Below are 16,650 nucleotides of genomic sequence, written 5' to 3'. Positions count from 1 at the left end.
GTTCGCGACGTCCGACGGTGTCGTGAAGTTCGGCAAGCGCGGCGGCCGCAAGCTCGTCGACATCGTCCAGGGCTGACCTCCCGCGCGTCAGTGGTACTGCGTTCTTCGGCGATACGCCGATAACGCAGTACCACCAAAACCACTAACCCGTGCAGGTGTTGGGCGTGATGGTCGCGGGGCCGCCCGCGATCTCGAACACCTTGTTCTGGTGCACGGCGAACGCGAGCGCGCCGACGCCTTCCTTCACGACGTAGCCCGCGTTCGTCGTCATGCCGCGCTTCGGTGCAGGGACGTACACCGCGCGCTGCCCGTAGATCGCGAGCAGCAGCTGCACGGTCCCGCCGAGCGTGAAGCCTTCGGGCGTGACGACGCGCTGCTTGGGTGCGTGGGGCGAGATAATCAGCTCGGCGCCGACGCAATGAACGGTCTTGCCCGTCGAAACGCCGACGAAGAGGTGCAGGCCCGTGCCGTCGTGGGCCCTCGAGTAGTAGAAGCCGTCGCCGGTCCCGTCGAAGGTCTCGCCCGCGGCTTCCTGCGCCACCGACAGGTTGTCGCCGAGGGTGACCGCGCCGAGCGCGGTCGGGCTGATCGTGAGCGTCGGCTGATTCCACGGCGTGGGCTGCAGCGCGAAGAACTCTGCGAACAGCGTGTCGCAGAGGTTGTGCTGCGACGCCGGCAGGATGCAGGTCTCGCGGACCACCGTCGCGTCGGTCTGCGCAGTTCGGGAGACGTAGCGGAGGATCGATCGCGCCGCGTCGGGTCCGATCGTGCCCGCGGGATCGTCGAACTCGTAGACGCCGTTCCCGCGATCGATGGCCGTCTCACCGGGCGGTCGCGAGCAGGGCAGTGACGCGAAGCCGGGGAAGTCCGCCGACGCGGACGGGACGATCCCGCAGATCTCGTCGTACACGCATCCCTGGCAGGTGGGGACCGATATCGCGAACACGCCGTCGGTGAGCGGCTTCGTCACCTGGCCGGGGTTGCCCCAACGTTCTCGCGGTGTCGAACCCGGCGGCGTGACGCCGATTCCCTGGCTGCCGTCGCCCGCTTCGATGGCCTTGCAGCTCCAACCCGCGGGTGCGGTGATGACGAGGAAGCCGCGCTTCCCGCTGTACGCCGCGGGCGCGGGGCTCGCGAGGGACACGGCGGGGATCAAAATCGTCGATGGCGCATCGGGATCCAACGGGCCCGGCGCGACGCTCTGCTGCGTCGGGCACACGGTGACGCCGACTTCCAGGCTCCCGCCGCGTGCCGGGCCACTCGACACCCGCACGGTGACCGCGGAGCCGATCCGCACGGACGAGCCGGCGACCGGCGATTGCGCGACGACCAACTGCACCGGGACGGTGTCGCTGGGCACGATCTGTTCCGACACGACGAACCCCGCCGCCGTGAGCATCCGTACCGCGTGGCGCCGGTCGACGCCCAGGACGTTCGGAACGCGTGCAGAGCGCGCGACACCGGTCGACGTGGTCACACCCGCGGGTGGCGTCGAGCGCTTGTTCGTCGTGCCGACGACCACGAACGCGATCCCGATCGCGGCGGCAACCGCGACCGCGGCGATGATCAACGTGCGCGCCGGGTGCAACCGGATGACGGGTGCGACGCGCGGCGACTCGGTCGTCGCGCTCTGCGTCGCGGTGTCGAGGGTGCTGCGGTACTCGCGCAGTTGCTCCGCGATGTTCATCGCGTGTCCTCTCCGAGCTCGCGGCGCAGCGACTCGAGCCCGCGCCGCACGTGATTGCGCAACGTCGACTCCGACACGCCGAGCGCGGCCGCGGCCGCCGGGTAGGTCCAGTCGTGCACGCAGATCAAGACGACCGCGCTGCGTTGGCGCGGCGACAGGTGCTCGAGCGCGCGCGGCAGGCGGGGGTCGAAGGTCGAGTCGGCGCCCGGCGCGGCGTCGGGCAGCCCGACCGGTCGCCGTCGATAGCGGCGCGCCGCCGACTGCCCGACGCGCACGAGATAGCCGGTCGGGTTCGCCATCGCGCCGACGCGCGCCCATCGCTCCCACGCGTACGCGAGCGCGTCGGCCGCGGCCTCGAGCCCGACCTCCAGCCCGTAGCGGGCCACCAGCACGCGCCGCAGGTCGGGTCCGCACCGGGCGACGAAGGAGTCGAAGTCCTCGGTGATCGCCACGACCTCGCCCTCACCCACGATTGCGCTCACTACCGCACGTAACCGCCGACGGCCAGCAATCCGTCACACGCGTCCGCCGGGCTCGCGGTGGTACTGCGTTGTTCGGCGATACGCCGACAACGCAGTACCACTAGGAACGGTGGGGCTCAGATGAGGTCGAGCGCCTCGGGCAGGGGCTGGGCGTGGACGACCGCGAGGGTCTTGGTCGCACGCGTGATCGTGACGTAGAGGAGGCGCAGCCCGGCGCGGTCGGTCTGCACGAGCTCGGCGGGCTCGACGACGACGACGTGATCGAACTCGAGGCCCTTGGCGTCGGTCGCGTCGAGCACCGCGATCGGCGCGTCGAGCGCGACTGCGGGGTCCGACGCCGCGCCGCGCGCCGCGAGCCGGTCGACGAGATCCGCGTGGCACGCAGTGGGTGCGATGAGCGCGACCTTGCCGCCGCGGTCCGACGCTTCGGCCGCAACCTCCGCGGCCCGCGCCACGAGCTCGTTCGCCGCGACCGCGACGAACTGCGGTCGCTCACCAGTGCTGCGCACCGATCGTGACGGCTCGACCGTCGGCGCCGCCGCCGCGAGCAGACGGTTGGCGACGTCCATGATCTCGCTCGGCGTGCGGTAGTTGACGGTGAGGGTCGTCGCTCGCGGCGGGGTGTGCCGCGGCAGCAGCGCCAGGATCGAATCCCAATCCGCGACCGCGGCGGCGCGGCTCGCCTGCGCAGGATCGCCGACGAGCGTCATCGATCCCGACGGGCATCGCCGCGACAGCATCCGCCACTGCATCGCGTTGAGGTCCTGCGCCTCGTCGACGAGCACGTGCCCGAACACGCGCGGCTCCGGGAGATCGCTCGGCTCACCGTCGCCGTTCTCGCCGTAGCGCGCGAGCAGGCTCGCGCCGCTGATCGAACGACTGAGACCGAGCTCGGCGACGACGCCCTGCGCAGTCTCGAGGGCCTCGGCGTCGTGCCCGCGTCGGCGCCGGGAGCGCGGACGCGCGGCTTCGACCGGGCCGAGCAGCGCGTCGGCCTCGTCGATGACCGCGACGTCGGAGTCGGTCCACGATGCGTGCGCGACGTCGGCCGCGCGGGGGCGGTGCAAGCGGTCCTGCTCGTCGGCATCGAGGATTCCGGAAGCCGCGGAGCGCACGAGCGCGCGGAACCCCAGGAGATCGTTCACGAGCTCCGGGCCGGAGATCACCGGCCACATGCGATCGAGCGCCTCGCGAACCTCCGGGCGGCGGCGGATGCGCTCGCCGAGATCCTTCTCCCACCCTTCGGGCAGCGGATCGCCTTCGGACAGCGCGCGGCCGATCAACGGATCGGGCCCGCTGATCGCGCCCCGCGATCCGCCGAAGAGCGTCAGGCTCGCGCTCCCGTTGTCGACGCGCGCTTCCTGGTACGCGCGGATCGCCGCGGTCTTGTAGCGCGCGACGAGCATGTCGATCGTGCGCCGCACCACACTGCGCCGGCGTTCGTTGTGGGTACCGCGCTGGCGGCGGGCGCCGTGCACGACGCGCGCGGAGTCGTCGCGGCGCAAGGTGACGCGCAGGCCGTCGATCACGAAGTTCAGGTCACGCGGCAGCGGGCGCTGCCGATCGCTCACTGCCTTCGCGATGATCTTCGCCATGCGTCCGTCGCCCTTGAGCGCGGCGACGGGGCGAGGGTCGCGACGCCGTGCGTCGAGCTGCGGCTTGAGCCCCGCGAGCGTCGAGAGCTGCACGTCCTGCTCGCCGAGCGACGGCAGCACCTGCTCGATGTAGCGGAGGAACACCGGGCTCGGCCCGATGAGCAGCACGCCTTGTGAGGCGAGCCGGCGCCGGTGCGTGTAGAGGAGGTAGGCGGCGCGGTGCAGCGCGACCGCGGTCTTGCCGGTTCCGGGACCGCCGCCGACGACGAGGATGCCGGGCAGCTCGGCGCGGATCGCCTCGTCCTGCTCGAACTGAATCGTCGCGACGATGTCGCCCATGCGACCGGTGCGATCGCGTTCGAGCGCGCCGAGCAGCGCGCCCTCGCCGCTGACCTGCAGGCCCGCAGACTCGCTCGCGTCGCGGTCGAACACCTCGTCGTCGAGCGCGATGATCTCGCGCCCGTGGCGGGTGATGAAGTGGCGCCGCCGCACGACGCCCATCGGCGCGACCGCGGTCGCGCGGTAGAAGGGCTCGGCGACGGGCGCGCGCCAGTCGATGACGAGCGGCGAGTGGTCGGCGTCCTCGACCGCGAGGCGGCCGATGTAGTACGGATCACCGGACTCGAGGTCGAGGCGGCCGAAGGCCAGCGGTGTCTCGCCGATCTCGAGGTCCGCGAGGCGACGCTGCGTGATGTTGTGGGCGATGTCGCGCTCGAGTCGGGCCTGGTGGGTGCCGCCCGCGCGCACGTCGGAGTAGGCGTCCTGGACCTGGCGGGCGGCACCGCGCATGGACTCGAGCCGCGCGTACGCCGCGTCGAGATAGGCCTGCTCGCTGTTGATTTCCGGGTCCCAGACCTGCTGCTCGGTCACGCACGACTCCCCGTGGGGGAAGAGAAATTCTACGCTTTCTGGTCGCACTCGCTGCGCTCGCCGCTCGGTGCTCTTGGTCGCGCTCGCTGCGGGCCGGGATACCCGTCCCGCGGGCGCTCGCCGCTCGGTGCTCTTGGTCGCGCTCGCTGCGGGCCGGGATACCCGTCCCGCGGGCGCTCGGCGCTCGGTGCGTTTGGTCGCGCTCGCTGCGGGCCGGGATACCCGTCCCGCGGGCGCTCGCCGCTCGTGCAGCGGGGTGGGAGCGCACGTGGTCGTGTGCTCGCGCCGCCCAGGCGCCCCTGCTTCCGGGGTGTCGACCGACCCGCTCCGTATCCTGTGGCGGCGATGTCCAACTTTGTCGACGAGGCCCAGATCAACGTGCGTGCCGGTGACGGCGGCGCCGGCGCGGTCTCGTTCCGCCGGGAGTCGCACACGCCCAAGGGCGGGCCCGACGGTGGCGACGGCGGCAAGGGCGGCGACGTCTGGCTGCGGGCGAACCGCAACGTCGCTTCGCTGCTCGCCTTCCGGGACCACCCGCACCGCCGGGCGACGTCGGGCACCCATGGCAAGGGCGACAAGCGTCACGGCGCCGGCGGCTCCGACCTCGTCGTCGATGTTCCCGAAGGGACGGTCGTCCGGGGCCGAGACGGCAGTCTCCTCGCCGACCTCCTCCGCCACGGCGACCGTTGGCTCGCAGCGAGCGCCGGCCGCGGCGGTCAGGGCAACGCGCGGTTCCTGTCGAACGCGCGGCGGGCGCCGGCGTTCGCCCAGCAGGGCGAGTACGGCGAGGAGCGCTGGCTGAAGCTCGAGCTGAAGTTGATGGCCGACGCCGCGCTCGTCGGCCTGCCGAACGCCGGGAAGTCGACCTTGATCGCGGCGGTGAGCGCGGCGAAGCCGAAGATCGCCGACTACCCGTTCACCACCCTGGTCCCGAACCTCGGCGTCGTTCGGTTCCACGAGCACGAGTTCGTGCTGGCCGACATCCCGGGGCTCGTCGAGGGCGCGGCCGAAGGCCGCGGGCTCGGCCACCAGTTCCTCCGCCACATCGAGCGGGCGCGGGTGCTCGTGCTCTTGCTCGACCTCGCGCCGGTCGCGGGACCGACGCCCGCGGAGCAGCAGGCGATCCTGCTCGGTGAGCTCGGCCGTTACCTGCCCGAGCTGCTCGACCGGCCCCGGCTCGTCGTCGGCAGCAAGGCCGACGTCGCGACCGAGCCGTACGACGGCCTGCGGGTGTCGGCCGCGACGCGGGACGGACTCGACGAGGTGCTCGGCCGCGTCGCCGCGCTGATCGACGACGCGCGCGCGGAAGCCGACGCGCCCGATCCCGTCGTCATCCTGCGGCCGCGCGAAGAAGGGATCTCGATCGAGCGCGAGGGCGACAACGCATGGCGCGTGCACGGGAAGATCGCGGAGCGCGCGGTCGCGGTGTCGGACATCGCGGATCCCGACGCGCTCGTGTACGTGCAACAGCGGCTGCAACGCATCGGCGTCGACCGCGCGCTCGCGCGCGCCGGCGCGCGCGACGGCGACGTCGTGCGTATCGGCGGCACCGAGCTCGAGTACGAAGGCGACTGATGGCGACAGGACTCTCGGTCGTGAAGATCGGCACGTCGTCGGTGACGCGCGCCGACGGCGAGATCGACGACGTCGCGCTCGCGAAGCTCTGCGCCGACATCGCGGTCGCGCGCGCGGAAGGGCATCAGATCGTCGTGGTCATGTCCGGCGCGGTCGCGACGGGACTGCCCGCGCTCGGCTTCACGCGCCGTCCGACCGACACGGGCACGTTGCAGGCGATCGCGGCGGTTGGGCAGCCGTTGCTCTACGCGCGCGTCGCCTCGCTGCTCGAGCCGCACCGCATCGTCGCCGGCCAGGTGCTGCTCACCCCGATGGACTTCTTCTCGCGGAGTCAGTACCTGCACGCGCGCGAGACGTTGCGCCGATTGCTCGAGCTCGGCGTGCTTCCGATCGTCAACGAGAACGACACGATCGCCGACGACGAGATCCGTTACGGCGACAACGACCGGCTCGCGGCACTCGTGTCGCACCTGCTCGGCGCGCGCACGCTCCTCCTGCTCACCGACACCGGCGGACTCTTCACCGCCGATCCCGGCCTCGACTCGGACGCGTCGCTCATCGAGGAGATCCTCGAGGTCGACGCCGCGCTCGAAGCGGTCGCGGGTGCGAGTCGTAGCGCGGCGGGGAGCGGAGGCATGGCGAGCAAGCTCGCAGCCGGGAAGATCGCGGCGTGGTCGGGCGTGCGCGCGGTGATCGCCTCGGCGAGAACGGAAGGCGTCGTGCTCGACGCGCTCGAAGGTCGTCCGGTCGGCACGGTGTTCCCACCGCGCGCGCAGCGACTCGCGAGCCGCAAGCTCTGGATCGCGTTCGCGCGCGGCGCCACCGGTCGCATCGTCGTCGACGCCGGCGCGCGCGACGCGCTGATGCATGGTGGTCGCTCGCTCCTGCCCGCGGGCGTGCGCGGAGTCGAAGGCGATTTCGACGTCGACGACGCGGTGGAGGTCGTCGGCCCGGACGACCGCGCCTTCGCGAAGGGCCTGAGCCGCTACCGGGCGCGGACGCTCGGCACGATCCTCGGTCGCCGCACCGCCGACCTCCCCGAAGGCGCCCCGCACGAGGTGATCCACCGCGACGATCTCGTCATGCTGCCGTGATCCTGGTCGCACTCGCAGACGCTCGCCGCTCCGGGACGCGGGATGGGAGCGAGTCGGGCCGTTCGCTCGCTCCGCTCGGCCATTCGGGCACTCGCCGCTCGGCGCTCGGCCCCTCGGGTCTGAGGCGCTCTCAGCTTCTGCAACGCTGTTCAGGATGCCCACAGGGAACTCACAACTTCGGTGGGGATGATCGGAGCATCGCCCGCCCTGCAATGGAGCGCCCATGTTCGACCCCTTCGGTGACCGTCTCGGCCGCGACCCCGAGTCGGAGGCAAACCCCGAGCCCGAATCGGAGCTGCAGACCGGTTCCGAGCCCCCCGCCGCGGCGGAGCCGGCGCAGCCGACCGAACCGACGCCCGCGGTCCCGCCGCCGAACGACCCCTTCGCGCCGCCCCGGTACGAGCCCGCCCCGCAGCCGGCGAGCCCGTACGACTCCGGCGCCTACCGACCTCCGGGCGATCCCGCGCCCGCGCCCGCGCCCGGCTCGACCTGGAGCGCGAGCACCCCGGCCGACGACACCGCCTCGTATGCGCCGGTACCCCCGGTCGCGCCGCCGCCCGCGCCGCGCCCGTCCGACGGAACCGGCGGGTCGTCGAGCCACTTCTGGACGCCGGTGCTCGCCGTGCTCGTCGTGCTCTCGGTCGTCCTGAGCAGCATCGCGGTCGCGCGCTCGTCGGGGCACACGACGAAGATCATTCAGGCCGGCACCGACGCGACGACCGCGACCGTTTCGACGAGCCCGACGGTGTCGGGGAGCGGCAAGAGCTCCGAGGAACCCGTCGCCGCGGTCGCGCAGACGCTCGCGTCGTCGGTCGTTCAGATCGAGACCAGCCAGGGACTCGGTTCCGGCTTCATCTACGACACCGACGGTCACGTCCTCACCGCCGCGCACGTCGTCGAGGGTGCGGGCAACACGGTGACCGTGCGCCTCGCCGACGGAACGAAACAGACCGGCCGCGTCGTCGGCTCCGACGAGAACACCGACGTCGCCGTGGTGAAGATCGACCTCGGCGGCACGAAGGCGAAGGCCGCGAGCCTCGCGCTCAGCAGCCCGTTGCAGGTCGGTCAGACCGCGGTCGCGATCGGCAGCCCGTTCGGTCTCGAGCAGACCGTCACCGCGGGCATCGTCAGCGCGGTCGACCGCGCGATGCAGACGCCCACGGGCGCGATCGACATGGTGCAGACCGACGCGCCGATCAACCCCGGGAACTCCGGCGGTCCGCTCGCGGACCTCAGCGGCCGCGTCATCGGCATCAACGACCAGATCGAGAGCGAGTCGGGCAGCAGCAGCGGCGTCGGCTTCGCGATCCCGATCGGCACCGCCAAGGCGGTCGCCGACAAGATCGTCTCGGGCCAGCCGGTCACGTTCGCCTTCCTCGGCGTGCAGAGCCAGGACTCGGGTCAGGGCATCGTCGGGAACGGCGCGCTCATCGTCAGCGTCGAGAACGGATCGCCCGCCGGCAAGGCCGGCATCCAGCAGGGCGACATCATCACGAAGATCGGCTCGACTCCGATCTCGGACGCCACGTCGCTGACCGCGATCATCCGCCAGGCGCAGCCCGGCGCGACCGTGCAGGTCACGTACCAGCGCAACGGCCACGCGCACACCGCGAGCGTCACCTTGGGTTCCACTTCCGGCACCTGACCCGGACGGGGAGGTCGATCGTTCCCGCCCGAACGGGCAGGTCGCTTCGCGGCGGCCTGCCCGTCGTCCTTCCCATCGCGCCTCACGGAGCGGCGACCGCGCCCGAAAGGGCGAAAGAGTGCGACCATGAGCACCGGTAGGCTCGGCGGATGGCTGAGACCCCGGCGGACCGGGTCGTCGACCTCGGGCGCCGGGCACAGGTCGCGAGTCGCGTGCTCGCCACGGCGCCGAGCGCCGCGAAGAACGCGGCCCTCCTCACGGCCGCCGATCTCCTGGCCGACCGCCGCGCCGACCTCCTCGCCGCGAACGAGATCGATCTCGAAGCCGCGGCCGCGAACGGGATGGAGGCGGGCCCGCTCGACCGCCTGCGGCTCACGGACGCCCGGCTCGCCTCGATGGCCGACGGGCTGCGCACCGTCGCCGCGCTGCCGGATCCCGTCGGCGAGGTGCTCGACGGCTGGCGCCGGCCCAACGGGCTGCTGATCGAGCGGGTGCGCGTCCCCCTGGGCGTGGTCGCGATCATCTACGAGAACCGGCCCAACGTCACGACCGACGCGGCCGGGCTCTGCCTGAAGTCCGGCAACGCCGCGCTGCTCCGAGGCTCGGGCAGCGCGCTGCGCTCGAACCTCGCGCTCGCCTCCGTGCTGCGCGACGCGCTCGTGAAGTCCGATCTCCCGGACGACGGCGTGATCCTCGTCGACGACCCGTACCACGAGACCGCGGTCCAGGTGATGAAGCTCACCGACTACGTCGACTGCCTCATCCCGCGCGGTGGGCCCGCGCTCATCCAGAGCATCCGCGAGCACGCGACCGTCCCCGTCATCATCGACGGCGACGGCAACTGCCAGATCTATGTCGACGCGTCGGCCGACCTCGACAACGCGATCGCGATCGTGGTCAACGCGAAGACGCAGCGGACGAGCGTGTGCAACGCGGCCGAGTCGTTGGTCGTGCACGCGGCGGTCGCCGACGAGTTCGTGCCGCGTGCGGCCGACGCGCTGAGCGAGCGGGGCGTGGAGCTCGTCGGCGACGACACCGCGCAACAGCTTGCGCCGCAGATCGCGCCCGCAACCGACGACGACTTCGGGCGCGAGTTCCTCGACCTGAAGATCAGCGTCGCGGTCGTGCCGACGCTCGACGCCGCGATCGCGCACGTCAACCGCTACGGCACCGGGCACACCGAGGCCATCCTCACCGCCGACCTCGACGCGGCTCGTCGCTTCACACGCGAGGTCGACGCCGCCGCCGTCGTCGTGAACGCGTCGACGCGCTTCACCGACGGCGAGGAGTTCGGCTTCGGCGCGGAGATCGGCATCTCGACGCAGAAGCTCCACGCGCGCGGACCGATGGGGCTGCGCGAGCTCACGACGTACAAGTACCTCGTGTGGGGCGACGGTCAGATCCGTAGCTGACCGCACCCACGACCGAGCACCGAAGAAAGCGAGACGCCCACCATGGCCCAACGGTTCGAATCCGTGGCCGACGTCACCGACCGGCTCCGCGGAGTCGACTACCTCGCCGACCCGTCGATCTCGGGCGCGGTCTATCTCGCGGACCGGCTCGAGAAGCCGGTGCTCATCGAAGGACCCGCGGGGGTCGGCAAGACGGAGCTCGCGAAAGCGGTCGCGCAGAGCTCGGGCGCGCGTCTCATCCGGCTGCAGTGCTACGAGGGCCTCGACGAGAGCAAGGCCCTCTACGAGTGGAACTACAAGAAGCAGCTGCTGCGCATCCAAGCGGATCGCGAGCACGAGCGCGACTGGGACACCGTCGAGAGCGACATCTTCTCCGAGTCGTTCCTGCTCACCCGTCCGCTGCTCGAGGCGATCCGCGCCGACGAGCCGATCGTGCTGCTCATCGACGAGGTCGACCGCGTCGAGATCGAGACCGAGGCGCTGCTGCTCGAGGTGCTCTCCGACTTCCAGGTCTCGATCCCGGAGCTCGGCACCATCGTCGGTACGCAACGGCCGTTCGTGTTCCTCACGTCGAACAACACGCGCGAGCTGTCCGAGGCGCTGAAGCGGCGCTGCCTCTACCTCCACATCGACTACCCGGAGCTCGAGCGCGAAGAGGAGATCGTGCGCATCCGGGTGCCCGAGATCGACGCGTCGCTCGCGAGCCAGATCTCGAAGGTCGTCGCGTCGATCCGCGCGCTCGACCTCAAGAAGGCGCCGTCGATCTCGGAGACGATCGACTGGGCGCGCACGCTGCTCTTCCTCGGTCGCAACGAGATCGGTCCCGAGACGCTGGGCGAGACGCTGCACGTGCTGCTGAAGTACCAGTCGGATCTCACCAAGGCGCGCAAGGACCTCGGCGTCGACGGCTCGCCGCCGCTGACGGGAACCCGGCGCTGACGTTGCCGTCGTGCAATGGGCGAAGCTCGATCAGGGACTTCGGATCGCTCGTGAGTCCCGACCCGCAGCGGGCGCGACCATGAACGCGGCGGAGCGCTCGAGCGGAGCGAGCGGCGCGGCCTCGGCTGCTCCCATCCCGCGTCACGGAGCGGCGAGCGAGGCGAGCGCGACCATGAGTGCGACCCTGCTCGACGTGATGCAGGGATTCGTGCAGGAGCTGCGCGCCGCGGGCCTGCCGGTGTCGATGACGGAGAACCTCGACGCGATGCGCGCGGCCGAGCACATCCCGTTCGACGACCGCGACGCGTTCAAGGCCGCGCTCGGCACGACGCTCGTGAAGCACCACGGTCACTGGCCCGCGTTCGAGACCGTCTTCGACGTGTACTTCTCGCTGTTCAGCGCGGGTGTCGACGCCGAGATGGCGGAAGGCGAGGGGGCCGACGGCGCGGAGGGTGACGGCGAGCAGTTCCGCGCGCCCGGCGACGGTGGCGGCGCGATGGGCGACGTGAGCAACGAGGAGCTCGCGCGCATGTTGCTCGAGGCGCTCATGCGCATGGACCGCGAGCAGATGCGCGCGCTCGCGGCCGCAGCGGTGAGTCGCTTCGCGGGCATGGAGCCCGGGCGTCCCGTCGGCGGCGCGTACTACCTGTACCGAACACTGCGGCAGCTCGACGCCGAGGGTCTCGTCGGCCAGATGATGCAGCGCGCGCAGGACGCGGGCGACATCGGCGACGGGGCGTTCGACGAGCGCCTCGCACGCGAGGACTTCGAGTCGCGGCTCGCGGTCCTCAAGCAGATGGTCGAGGCCGAGATCCGGCGCCGCCTCGTCGCGGACCGCGGCATCGAGGCGATGGCGCGCACGCTGCGCAAGCCGTTGCCCGAGGACGTCGACTTCATGCACGCGTCGCGCGACGAGATGCAGGCGTTGCAGCGCGCGATCTACCCGCTGACGCGCGCGCTCGCGGCGCGCCTCGCGCAACGGCGCAAGCGTCGCAACCGCGGCCACCTCGACTTCCGCAATACCGTGCGCCATTCGCTGTCGTACGGCGGCGTGCCCGCGGAGCTGAAGTTCAAGAACCCGAAGCCGTCGAAGCCGGAGATCATGGTGATCGCCGACATCTCCGGCTCGGTCGCGAGCTTCGCCCGCTTCACGTTGCAATTCGTCTACGCGATGTCGTCGGAGTTCTCGAAGGTGCGTTCGTGGGTGTTCATCGACGGCATCGACGAGGTGACGCGCTTCTTCGACGAGGCCGACGAGATCGGCGAGGCGATCCACCGCGTGAACACCGAAGCCGACGTCGTGTGGGTCGACGGCCACTCCGACTACGGCCACGCGTTCGAGATCTGGCACGAGCGCCACATCCGCGAGGTCACGAACAAGACGTCGATCATCATCCTCGGCGACGCGCGCAACAACTACCACGCGTCGCAGGCGTGGACGCTCGGCGAGATGGGCAAGCGCGCGCGGCGCGTGTTCTGGCTCGACCCCGAGCCACGCGGCTACTGGGACACCGGCGACTCGATCGTCTCCGAGTACGCGCGCTACACCGACGGCGTCCACGAATGCCGCAACCTCCGGCAGCTCCAGCGCTTCGTGACCTCGGTCGTCGACGGAAGTTGACTTGGTCGGGCTCGCTCGCGCCGCTCACGCGCTGATGCCTGAATCCGTACCTGGTACTGCATCGATTGCGCATACGCAATGAGTGCAGTACCGGCGGAGTTGGCGCGGCTGGGGTGGGACGACGAACGGGCCGCCGAGGCCGCGGCGCGGGTCGAGCCGAACGACGTCGTCGGGCGCGTGGGGCGCGTCGACCGCGGGTGGATCACCGTGTTCACGGGCCGCAAGCCGCTGCGAGCACGCGCCGCGGGCCTCGGCCGGCACCGTGATCCGATGCGCCGGCCCGCGGTGGGGGACTGGGTGATCGTGCGCGGCGACGCGCTCGTCGAGGTGCTGCCGCGTCGAAGCGCGCTCGTGCGCGGTGTGACCGAAGGCGGAACCGACGCGGCGGCGGCCCAGGTCGTCGCCGCGAACGTCGACCGCGTGTTCATCGTGCATGCGATCGACGTGCCGTTGCGGGCGCGCCGGTTGGAGCGCGAGCTGGTCGTCGTGCACGACGCGGGCGCGGAGCCCGTCGTCGTCTTGACCAAGGCGGAGCTCGTCGACGACGTCGACGCGCGCGTCGGTGCGGCGCGCGCCGTCGTCGGCAGCGTGGCCGTACACGCCGTGAGCGCGCGCACGACGGCGGGGATGGACGCACTGCGCGCGTCGGTCGAACCGGGCCGGACCGTCGCCATCATCGGGCCGTCGGGCGCGGGGAAGTCGACCCTCATCAACGGGTTCGTGGGCGAGGAGCTCCTGCCGACCGGTGAGGTGCGCGAGAACGATCGGCGCGGACGGCACACGACGGTCGCTCGCGACCTCGTGCTGCTCGACTCGGGCGGGATCGTCGTCGACACTCCCGGCTTGCGGTCGGTCGGACTGTGGGATTCCGACGACGGGTTCGAAGAGGCCTTCGCCGATGTCGAGGCGCTGGCGCGCGACTGCCGCTTCGCCGATTGCCTGCATCGCTCCGAGCCGGGCTGCGCGGTGCGCGCCGCGGTCGCGCGTGGCGACCTCGACGAGGATCGTGTCGACGCGTACGTCCACCTCGACGCGGAGCTCGACCGGCTCGCCGACCGCGAGGTCGAACGCGACCGCGAGGAGCGCCGGCGCGCGAACCAGCGCCCCCGCCCGAGTTAGGAGCCGGAGCCCGAACCGAGGGCGGGGAGGCGGTCGGCGATGCGCGCGAGCGAGAGGAGCTGACGGCGCTCCAGCGCGCGGAACGGGTGTCCCTCGCGACCGGAGAGCAGCGTCGCGCCGCGTGCGGGCATCGAGCCGACGGCGAGGTCGTCGGGGCCGGTGACGCCGCTTGCCACGAGGGGCGACGCGCCGGTGCCCGCGGCGAGCGCCTCGAGCACTTCGCGGTCGGGCGGCTCGCCCGCGGTCACGAGCACATCGGGCCCGACGATCGCCGACCACTGCGCGGTGAACTCGTGCACGATCGCCTCGACGAGTCGGGTCTCGAGCGTCGCGATGTCGGGCGCGGCGATCAGCTCCTCGACGAGACGGAGGAAGTCGATGCGCGGATCGGGAAAGTGGTCGACGCGCCGCCACGCCTCGACGGAGACGCCGTCGACCTCTTCGATCTCGCGCGCGAGCAGGTCGACGAGGTCGGCGCGCAGGAGCGTGATCGCGAACTCGTCGACCGCGACGCGGTCGCCCTGCTCGAGTACCTCGATGCCGACGATGTCGGCGCCGAGCGCCCCGATGCGCGACGCGACGGCACCGAGCGCGCCCGGCCGGTCGGGGAGCCAGACGCGTACGAGGAAGCGCGTGAAGGCGTCGCGCCGCTTCCGGTCGGGCGCGGCCGGAGCGTCCATGCGGGCAGCGTAGGGGGCGAGGTCGGCCCGCGCGTTTCGGGCGTATGACATGCGGGTTCGCGCCGGTGGGGCCGAGGTGGCGGCGAGGGCGAAGCGCGCCGGTCCGACCCGCGAAACTTCCTACACTCCCGCGATGACGGCCGAGCGGATCGGTGTGCTCGGCGGCACCTTCGACCCGATCCACATCGCGCACCTCGTGGCCGCGGTCTCGGTCCGCCACTCGCTCGCCCTCGATCGGGTCCTGCTCGTCGTCGCGGGCGACCCGTGGCAGAAGGAGGGCACGGTCGTCGCGTCGGCGCAGGATCGCCTGGCCATGGCCCAGGCCGCGGTCGAGGGCCTCGACGGGATCGAGGTCAGCGCCATCGAGGTCGAGCGCCCGGGCCCGACCTACACGATCGACACGTTGCGGGCGTTGGAAGGCGCGGATCGTGAGCTCTTCCTGATCGTCGGCGCCGACGTCGCCGCCCGGCTCGACAGCTGGCACCGGGCCGACGAGGTGCGCGCCGCCGCCACGCTCGTCGTCGTCACACGCGACGGCAACGGTGACGCCGCGTCCGAGCCCGGTGTCCGATGCGTCCCGATTCCGAGGCTCGACGTCGCGTCGCACGACCTGCGGGCCCGCGTCGCGCGCGGCGAGCCGATCGACGTGCTCGTGCCGCCAGGGGCGGTCCGCGTCATCCGCGAGAGGCGTCTTTACACTCGATCCTGATGCCGGACCCGCGCGACGACGCACCCCGCGCCGCGCGTTCCCGGACCGAGAGCGAGCGGACCACGCGGCACCGCCGCGACCGCCGGACGCAGCTCGCGGTCGTCGCGATCGCGGCCATCGTCGGGATCGTCGCGGGCGCGCTCGGCACGAACCGGAACGGCACCGCGCGCGCGGGCGCGGTCGAGCCGACCACGACGACCGCGCCGCCCCCGTCGCCGGCGCAGACGCTCCTGCTCGCGCACGTGAACGCGCGCGGTGCCGTCGACCTGCTCGCGCTGATGGGCGTGCGGCGCGGTGGGCGCGCGGGCGCCGTCGTGTTCGTGCCGACCGCGACGCTCGTGCAGGTGCCCGCGTTCGACAGCCAACGCGTCTCCGACGTGTACCGGCTGGGTGGATCGGGTCTGCTCGCGACGTCCGTGGCGAACGCGCTCGACGTGGGCGTCAACCGCGTCATCGTGCTCACCGACGCGCAGCTCACCGATCTGCTCACGCCCGCGGGTCGCATGGACGTCGACCTCGAGAACCCCGTCCAGGTGAACGACGCCGCGGGGAACCTCGGGTTCACGGCCGGCCGCGCGCACCTCGGCGCGGCCGACGCGATCCGGCTCGTGATCGGCCCGACGACCGGCGGTGGCCTCGCGCACCTCGCGGTCGTGCAGGACGTCTTCGAGGGATGGTTCGCGCGCCTGCGCGACCCGGCGGTCGCGCGCGCGACCGCGAAGGTGCGGAGCGCGGCGTGGTCACTCGTCGCGCTCGCACACTCCAAGGTCCGGTTCGACACCGCGCCGGTGACGACGCTCACGAGTGGCTCGGCGACGATCTACGAGCTCGAGGACCACGACACCGCGCGCCTCGTGCGCGCCGACCTGCCCGACGCGCTCATCACGACCGCGCACCGGCCGCGCGTCGAGATCCTCAACGGGACCGGAGCGATCGCGCTGACCCAGCAGGTCGCCCGGCTGGTCGTGCCCGCGGGTGGCGAGGTCACGCTCACCGGCAACGTGCCCGGGTTCGGCGTGAAGCACACCACGGTCGTGTACTACCGGCCCGACGCGCTGGCCGCGGCAAAGCGGGTCGCGGCCGCGCTCGGTGTTGGTAGCGTCGCCCTCGGCAACGTCCCGCTGGACGTCGTCGATGTGACCGTCGTCGCCGGGGCAGACTTCCACCCCGAGAGGCACTGAGGAGCGCACCACGGACGCGGAGCACCGAGCACTCGCCGCCG

13 protein-coding genes are annotated in these 16,650 nt (G+C 71.9%); 9 read left to right on the top strand and 4 right to left on the bottom strand.

Features of this window, described 5'->3' with window-relative positions; all coding sequences use genetic code 11:
- Positions 1 to 142 precede the first annotated feature (142 nt).
- The 3 genes from VH914_06950 to VH914_06940 all read right to left on the bottom strand — a co-directional run bounded on the left by VH914_06950 (position 143) and on the right by VH914_06940 (position 4,634).
- Positions 143 to 1,687 carry a PASTA domain-containing protein gene (locus VH914_06950; GenBank protein ID HEX4490927.1) on the bottom strand — a complete coding sequence of 515 codons (1,545 nt, stop codon included), beginning with the start codon at positions 1,685 to 1,687 and terminating at the stop codon, positions 143 to 145.
- Positions 1,684 to 2,169: a sigma-70 family RNA polymerase sigma factor gene (locus tag VH914_06945; protein ID HEX4490926.1), complete on the bottom strand. Its 486-nt coding sequence runs from the start codon at positions 2,167 to 2,169 to the stop codon at positions 1,684 to 1,686. Before VH914_06945 ends, VH914_06950 begins: the two co-directional genes overlap by 4 nt.
- 116 nt (positions 2,170 to 2,285) lie before the next feature.
- Positions 2,286 to 4,634: a UvrD-helicase domain-containing protein gene (locus tag VH914_06940; GenBank protein ID HEX4490925.1), complete on the bottom strand. Its 2,349-nt coding sequence runs from the start codon at positions 4,632 to 4,634 to the stop codon at positions 2,286 to 2,288.
- 345 nt (positions 4,635 to 4,979) lie between these two features.
- On the opposite strand from VH914_06940, the gene obgE reads away from it, so the two are divergent.
- The 7 genes from obgE to rsgA all read left to right on the top strand — a co-directional run bounded on the left by obgE (position 4,980) and on the right by rsgA (position 14,039).
- Entirely contained in the window at positions 4,980 to 6,209 is a 1,230-nt protein-coding gene (gene obgE, locus VH914_06935) for a GTPase ObgE (protein HEX4490924.1), read from the top strand.
- The gene (proB, locus tag VH914_06930; protein ID HEX4490923.1) at positions 6,209 to 7,303 is read left to right on the top strand and encodes a glutamate 5-kinase; all 1,095 of its coding nucleotides are present in this window, start codon (positions 6,209 to 6,211) and stop codon (positions 7,301 to 7,303) included. The genes obgE and proB overlap by 1 nt, the downstream gene beginning before the upstream one ends.
- Positions 7,304 to 7,526: 223 nt before the next feature.
- Complete coding sequence (locus VH914_06925; protein HEX4490922.1) at positions 7,527 to 8,948, top strand: trypsin-like peptidase domain-containing protein; 1,422 nt, start codon at positions 7,527 to 7,529, stop codon at positions 8,946 to 8,948.
- 149 nt (positions 8,949 to 9,097) lie between these two features.
- On the top strand, positions 9,098 to 10,360 hold the full coding sequence (locus VH914_06920) for a glutamate-5-semialdehyde dehydrogenase (GenBank protein HEX4490921.1): 1,263 nt from the start codon (positions 9,098 to 9,100) through the stop codon (positions 10,358 to 10,360).
- Positions 10,361 to 10,402: 42 nt separating this feature from the next.
- Entirely contained in the window at positions 10,403 to 11,299 is an 897-nt protein-coding gene (locus VH914_06915) for a MoxR family ATPase (protein ID HEX4490920.1), read from the top strand.
- A gap of 172 nt (positions 11,300 to 11,471) precedes the next feature.
- On the top strand, positions 11,472 to 12,920 hold the full coding sequence (locus VH914_06910; GenBank protein ID HEX4490919.1) for a VWA domain-containing protein: 1,449 nt from the start codon (positions 11,472 to 11,474) through the stop codon (positions 12,918 to 12,920).
- A gap of 78 nt (positions 12,921 to 12,998) precedes the next feature.
- Positions 12,999 to 14,039, top strand: a complete 1,041-nt coding sequence (gene rsgA, locus VH914_06905) for a ribosome small subunit-dependent GTPase A (GenBank protein HEX4490918.1) — start codon at positions 12,999 to 13,001, stop codon at positions 14,037 to 14,039.
- Here the strand turns inward: rsgA and VH914_06900 are convergent.
- Complete coding sequence (locus VH914_06900; GenBank protein ID HEX4490917.1) at positions 14,036 to 14,719, bottom strand: ACT domain-containing protein; 684 nt, start codon at positions 14,717 to 14,719, stop codon at positions 14,036 to 14,038. The genes rsgA and VH914_06900 overlap by 4 nt on opposite strands.
- Before the next feature lie 133 nt (positions 14,720 to 14,852).
- Between VH914_06900 and nadD the strand changes: the two genes are divergently transcribed.
- Together nadD and VH914_06890 are read left to right on the top strand one after the other, a co-directional pair.
- On the top strand, positions 14,853 to 15,428 hold the full coding sequence (nadD, locus tag VH914_06895; GenBank protein ID HEX4490916.1) for a nicotinate-nucleotide adenylyltransferase: 576 nt from the start codon (positions 14,853 to 14,855) through the stop codon (positions 15,426 to 15,428).
- Positions 15,428 to 16,609, top strand: a complete 1,182-nt coding sequence (locus VH914_06890) for a LytR C-terminal domain-containing protein (protein HEX4490915.1) — start codon at positions 15,428 to 15,430, stop codon at positions 16,607 to 16,609. The genes nadD and VH914_06890 overlap by 1 nt, the downstream gene beginning before the upstream one ends.
- The last annotated feature ends 41 nt before the right edge of the window (positions 16,610 to 16,650 follow it).

The organism is Acidimicrobiia bacterium, assembly GCA_036271555.1.
In the GTDB taxonomy this organism is placed as follows: domain Bacteria; phylum Actinomycetota; class Acidimicrobiia; order IMCC26256; family PALSA-610; genus DATBAK01.
Note: the sequence above shows the minus strand (reverse complement) of the source record. Positions and strands in the feature narration are given on the sequence as shown.

Coding starts and splice junctions, on each gene's coding strand:
- VH914_06950 (HEX4490927.1), bottom strand. CDS start 1,687: ATGAACATCGCGGAGCAACTGCGCGAGTACCGCAGCACCCTCGACACC.
- obgE (HEX4490924.1), top strand. CDS start 4,980: ATGTCCAACTTTGTCGACGAGGCCCAGATCAACGTGCGTGCCGGTGAC.
- proB (HEX4490923.1), top strand. CDS start 6,209: ATGGCGACAGGACTCTCGGTCGTGAAGATCGGCACGTCGTCGGTGACG.
- VH914_06925 (HEX4490922.1), top strand. CDS start 7,527: ATGTTCGACCCCTTCGGTGACCGTCTCGGCCGCGACCCCGAGTCGGAG.
- VH914_06920 (HEX4490921.1), top strand. CDS start 9,098: ATGGCTGAGACCCCGGCGGACCGGGTCGTCGACCTCGGGCGCCGGGCA.
- VH914_06915 (HEX4490920.1), top strand. CDS start 10,403: ATGGCCCAACGGTTCGAATCCGTGGCCGACGTCACCGACCGGCTCCGC.
- VH914_06910 (HEX4490919.1), top strand. CDS start 11,472: ATGAGTGCGACCCTGCTCGACGTGATGCAGGGATTCGTGCAGGAGCTG.
- rsgA (HEX4490918.1), top strand. CDS start 12,999: ATGAGTGCAGTACCGGCGGAGTTGGCGCGGCTGGGGTGGGACGACGAA.
- VH914_06900 (HEX4490917.1), bottom strand. CDS start 14,719: ATGGACGCTCCGGCCGCGCCCGACCGGAAGCGGCGCGACGCCTTCACG.
- nadD (HEX4490916.1), top strand. CDS start 14,853: ATGACGGCCGAGCGGATCGGTGTGCTCGGCGGCACCTTCGACCCGATC.
- VH914_06890 (HEX4490915.1), top strand. CDS start 15,428: ATGCCGGACCCGCGCGACGACGCACCCCGCGCCGCGCGTTCCCGGACC.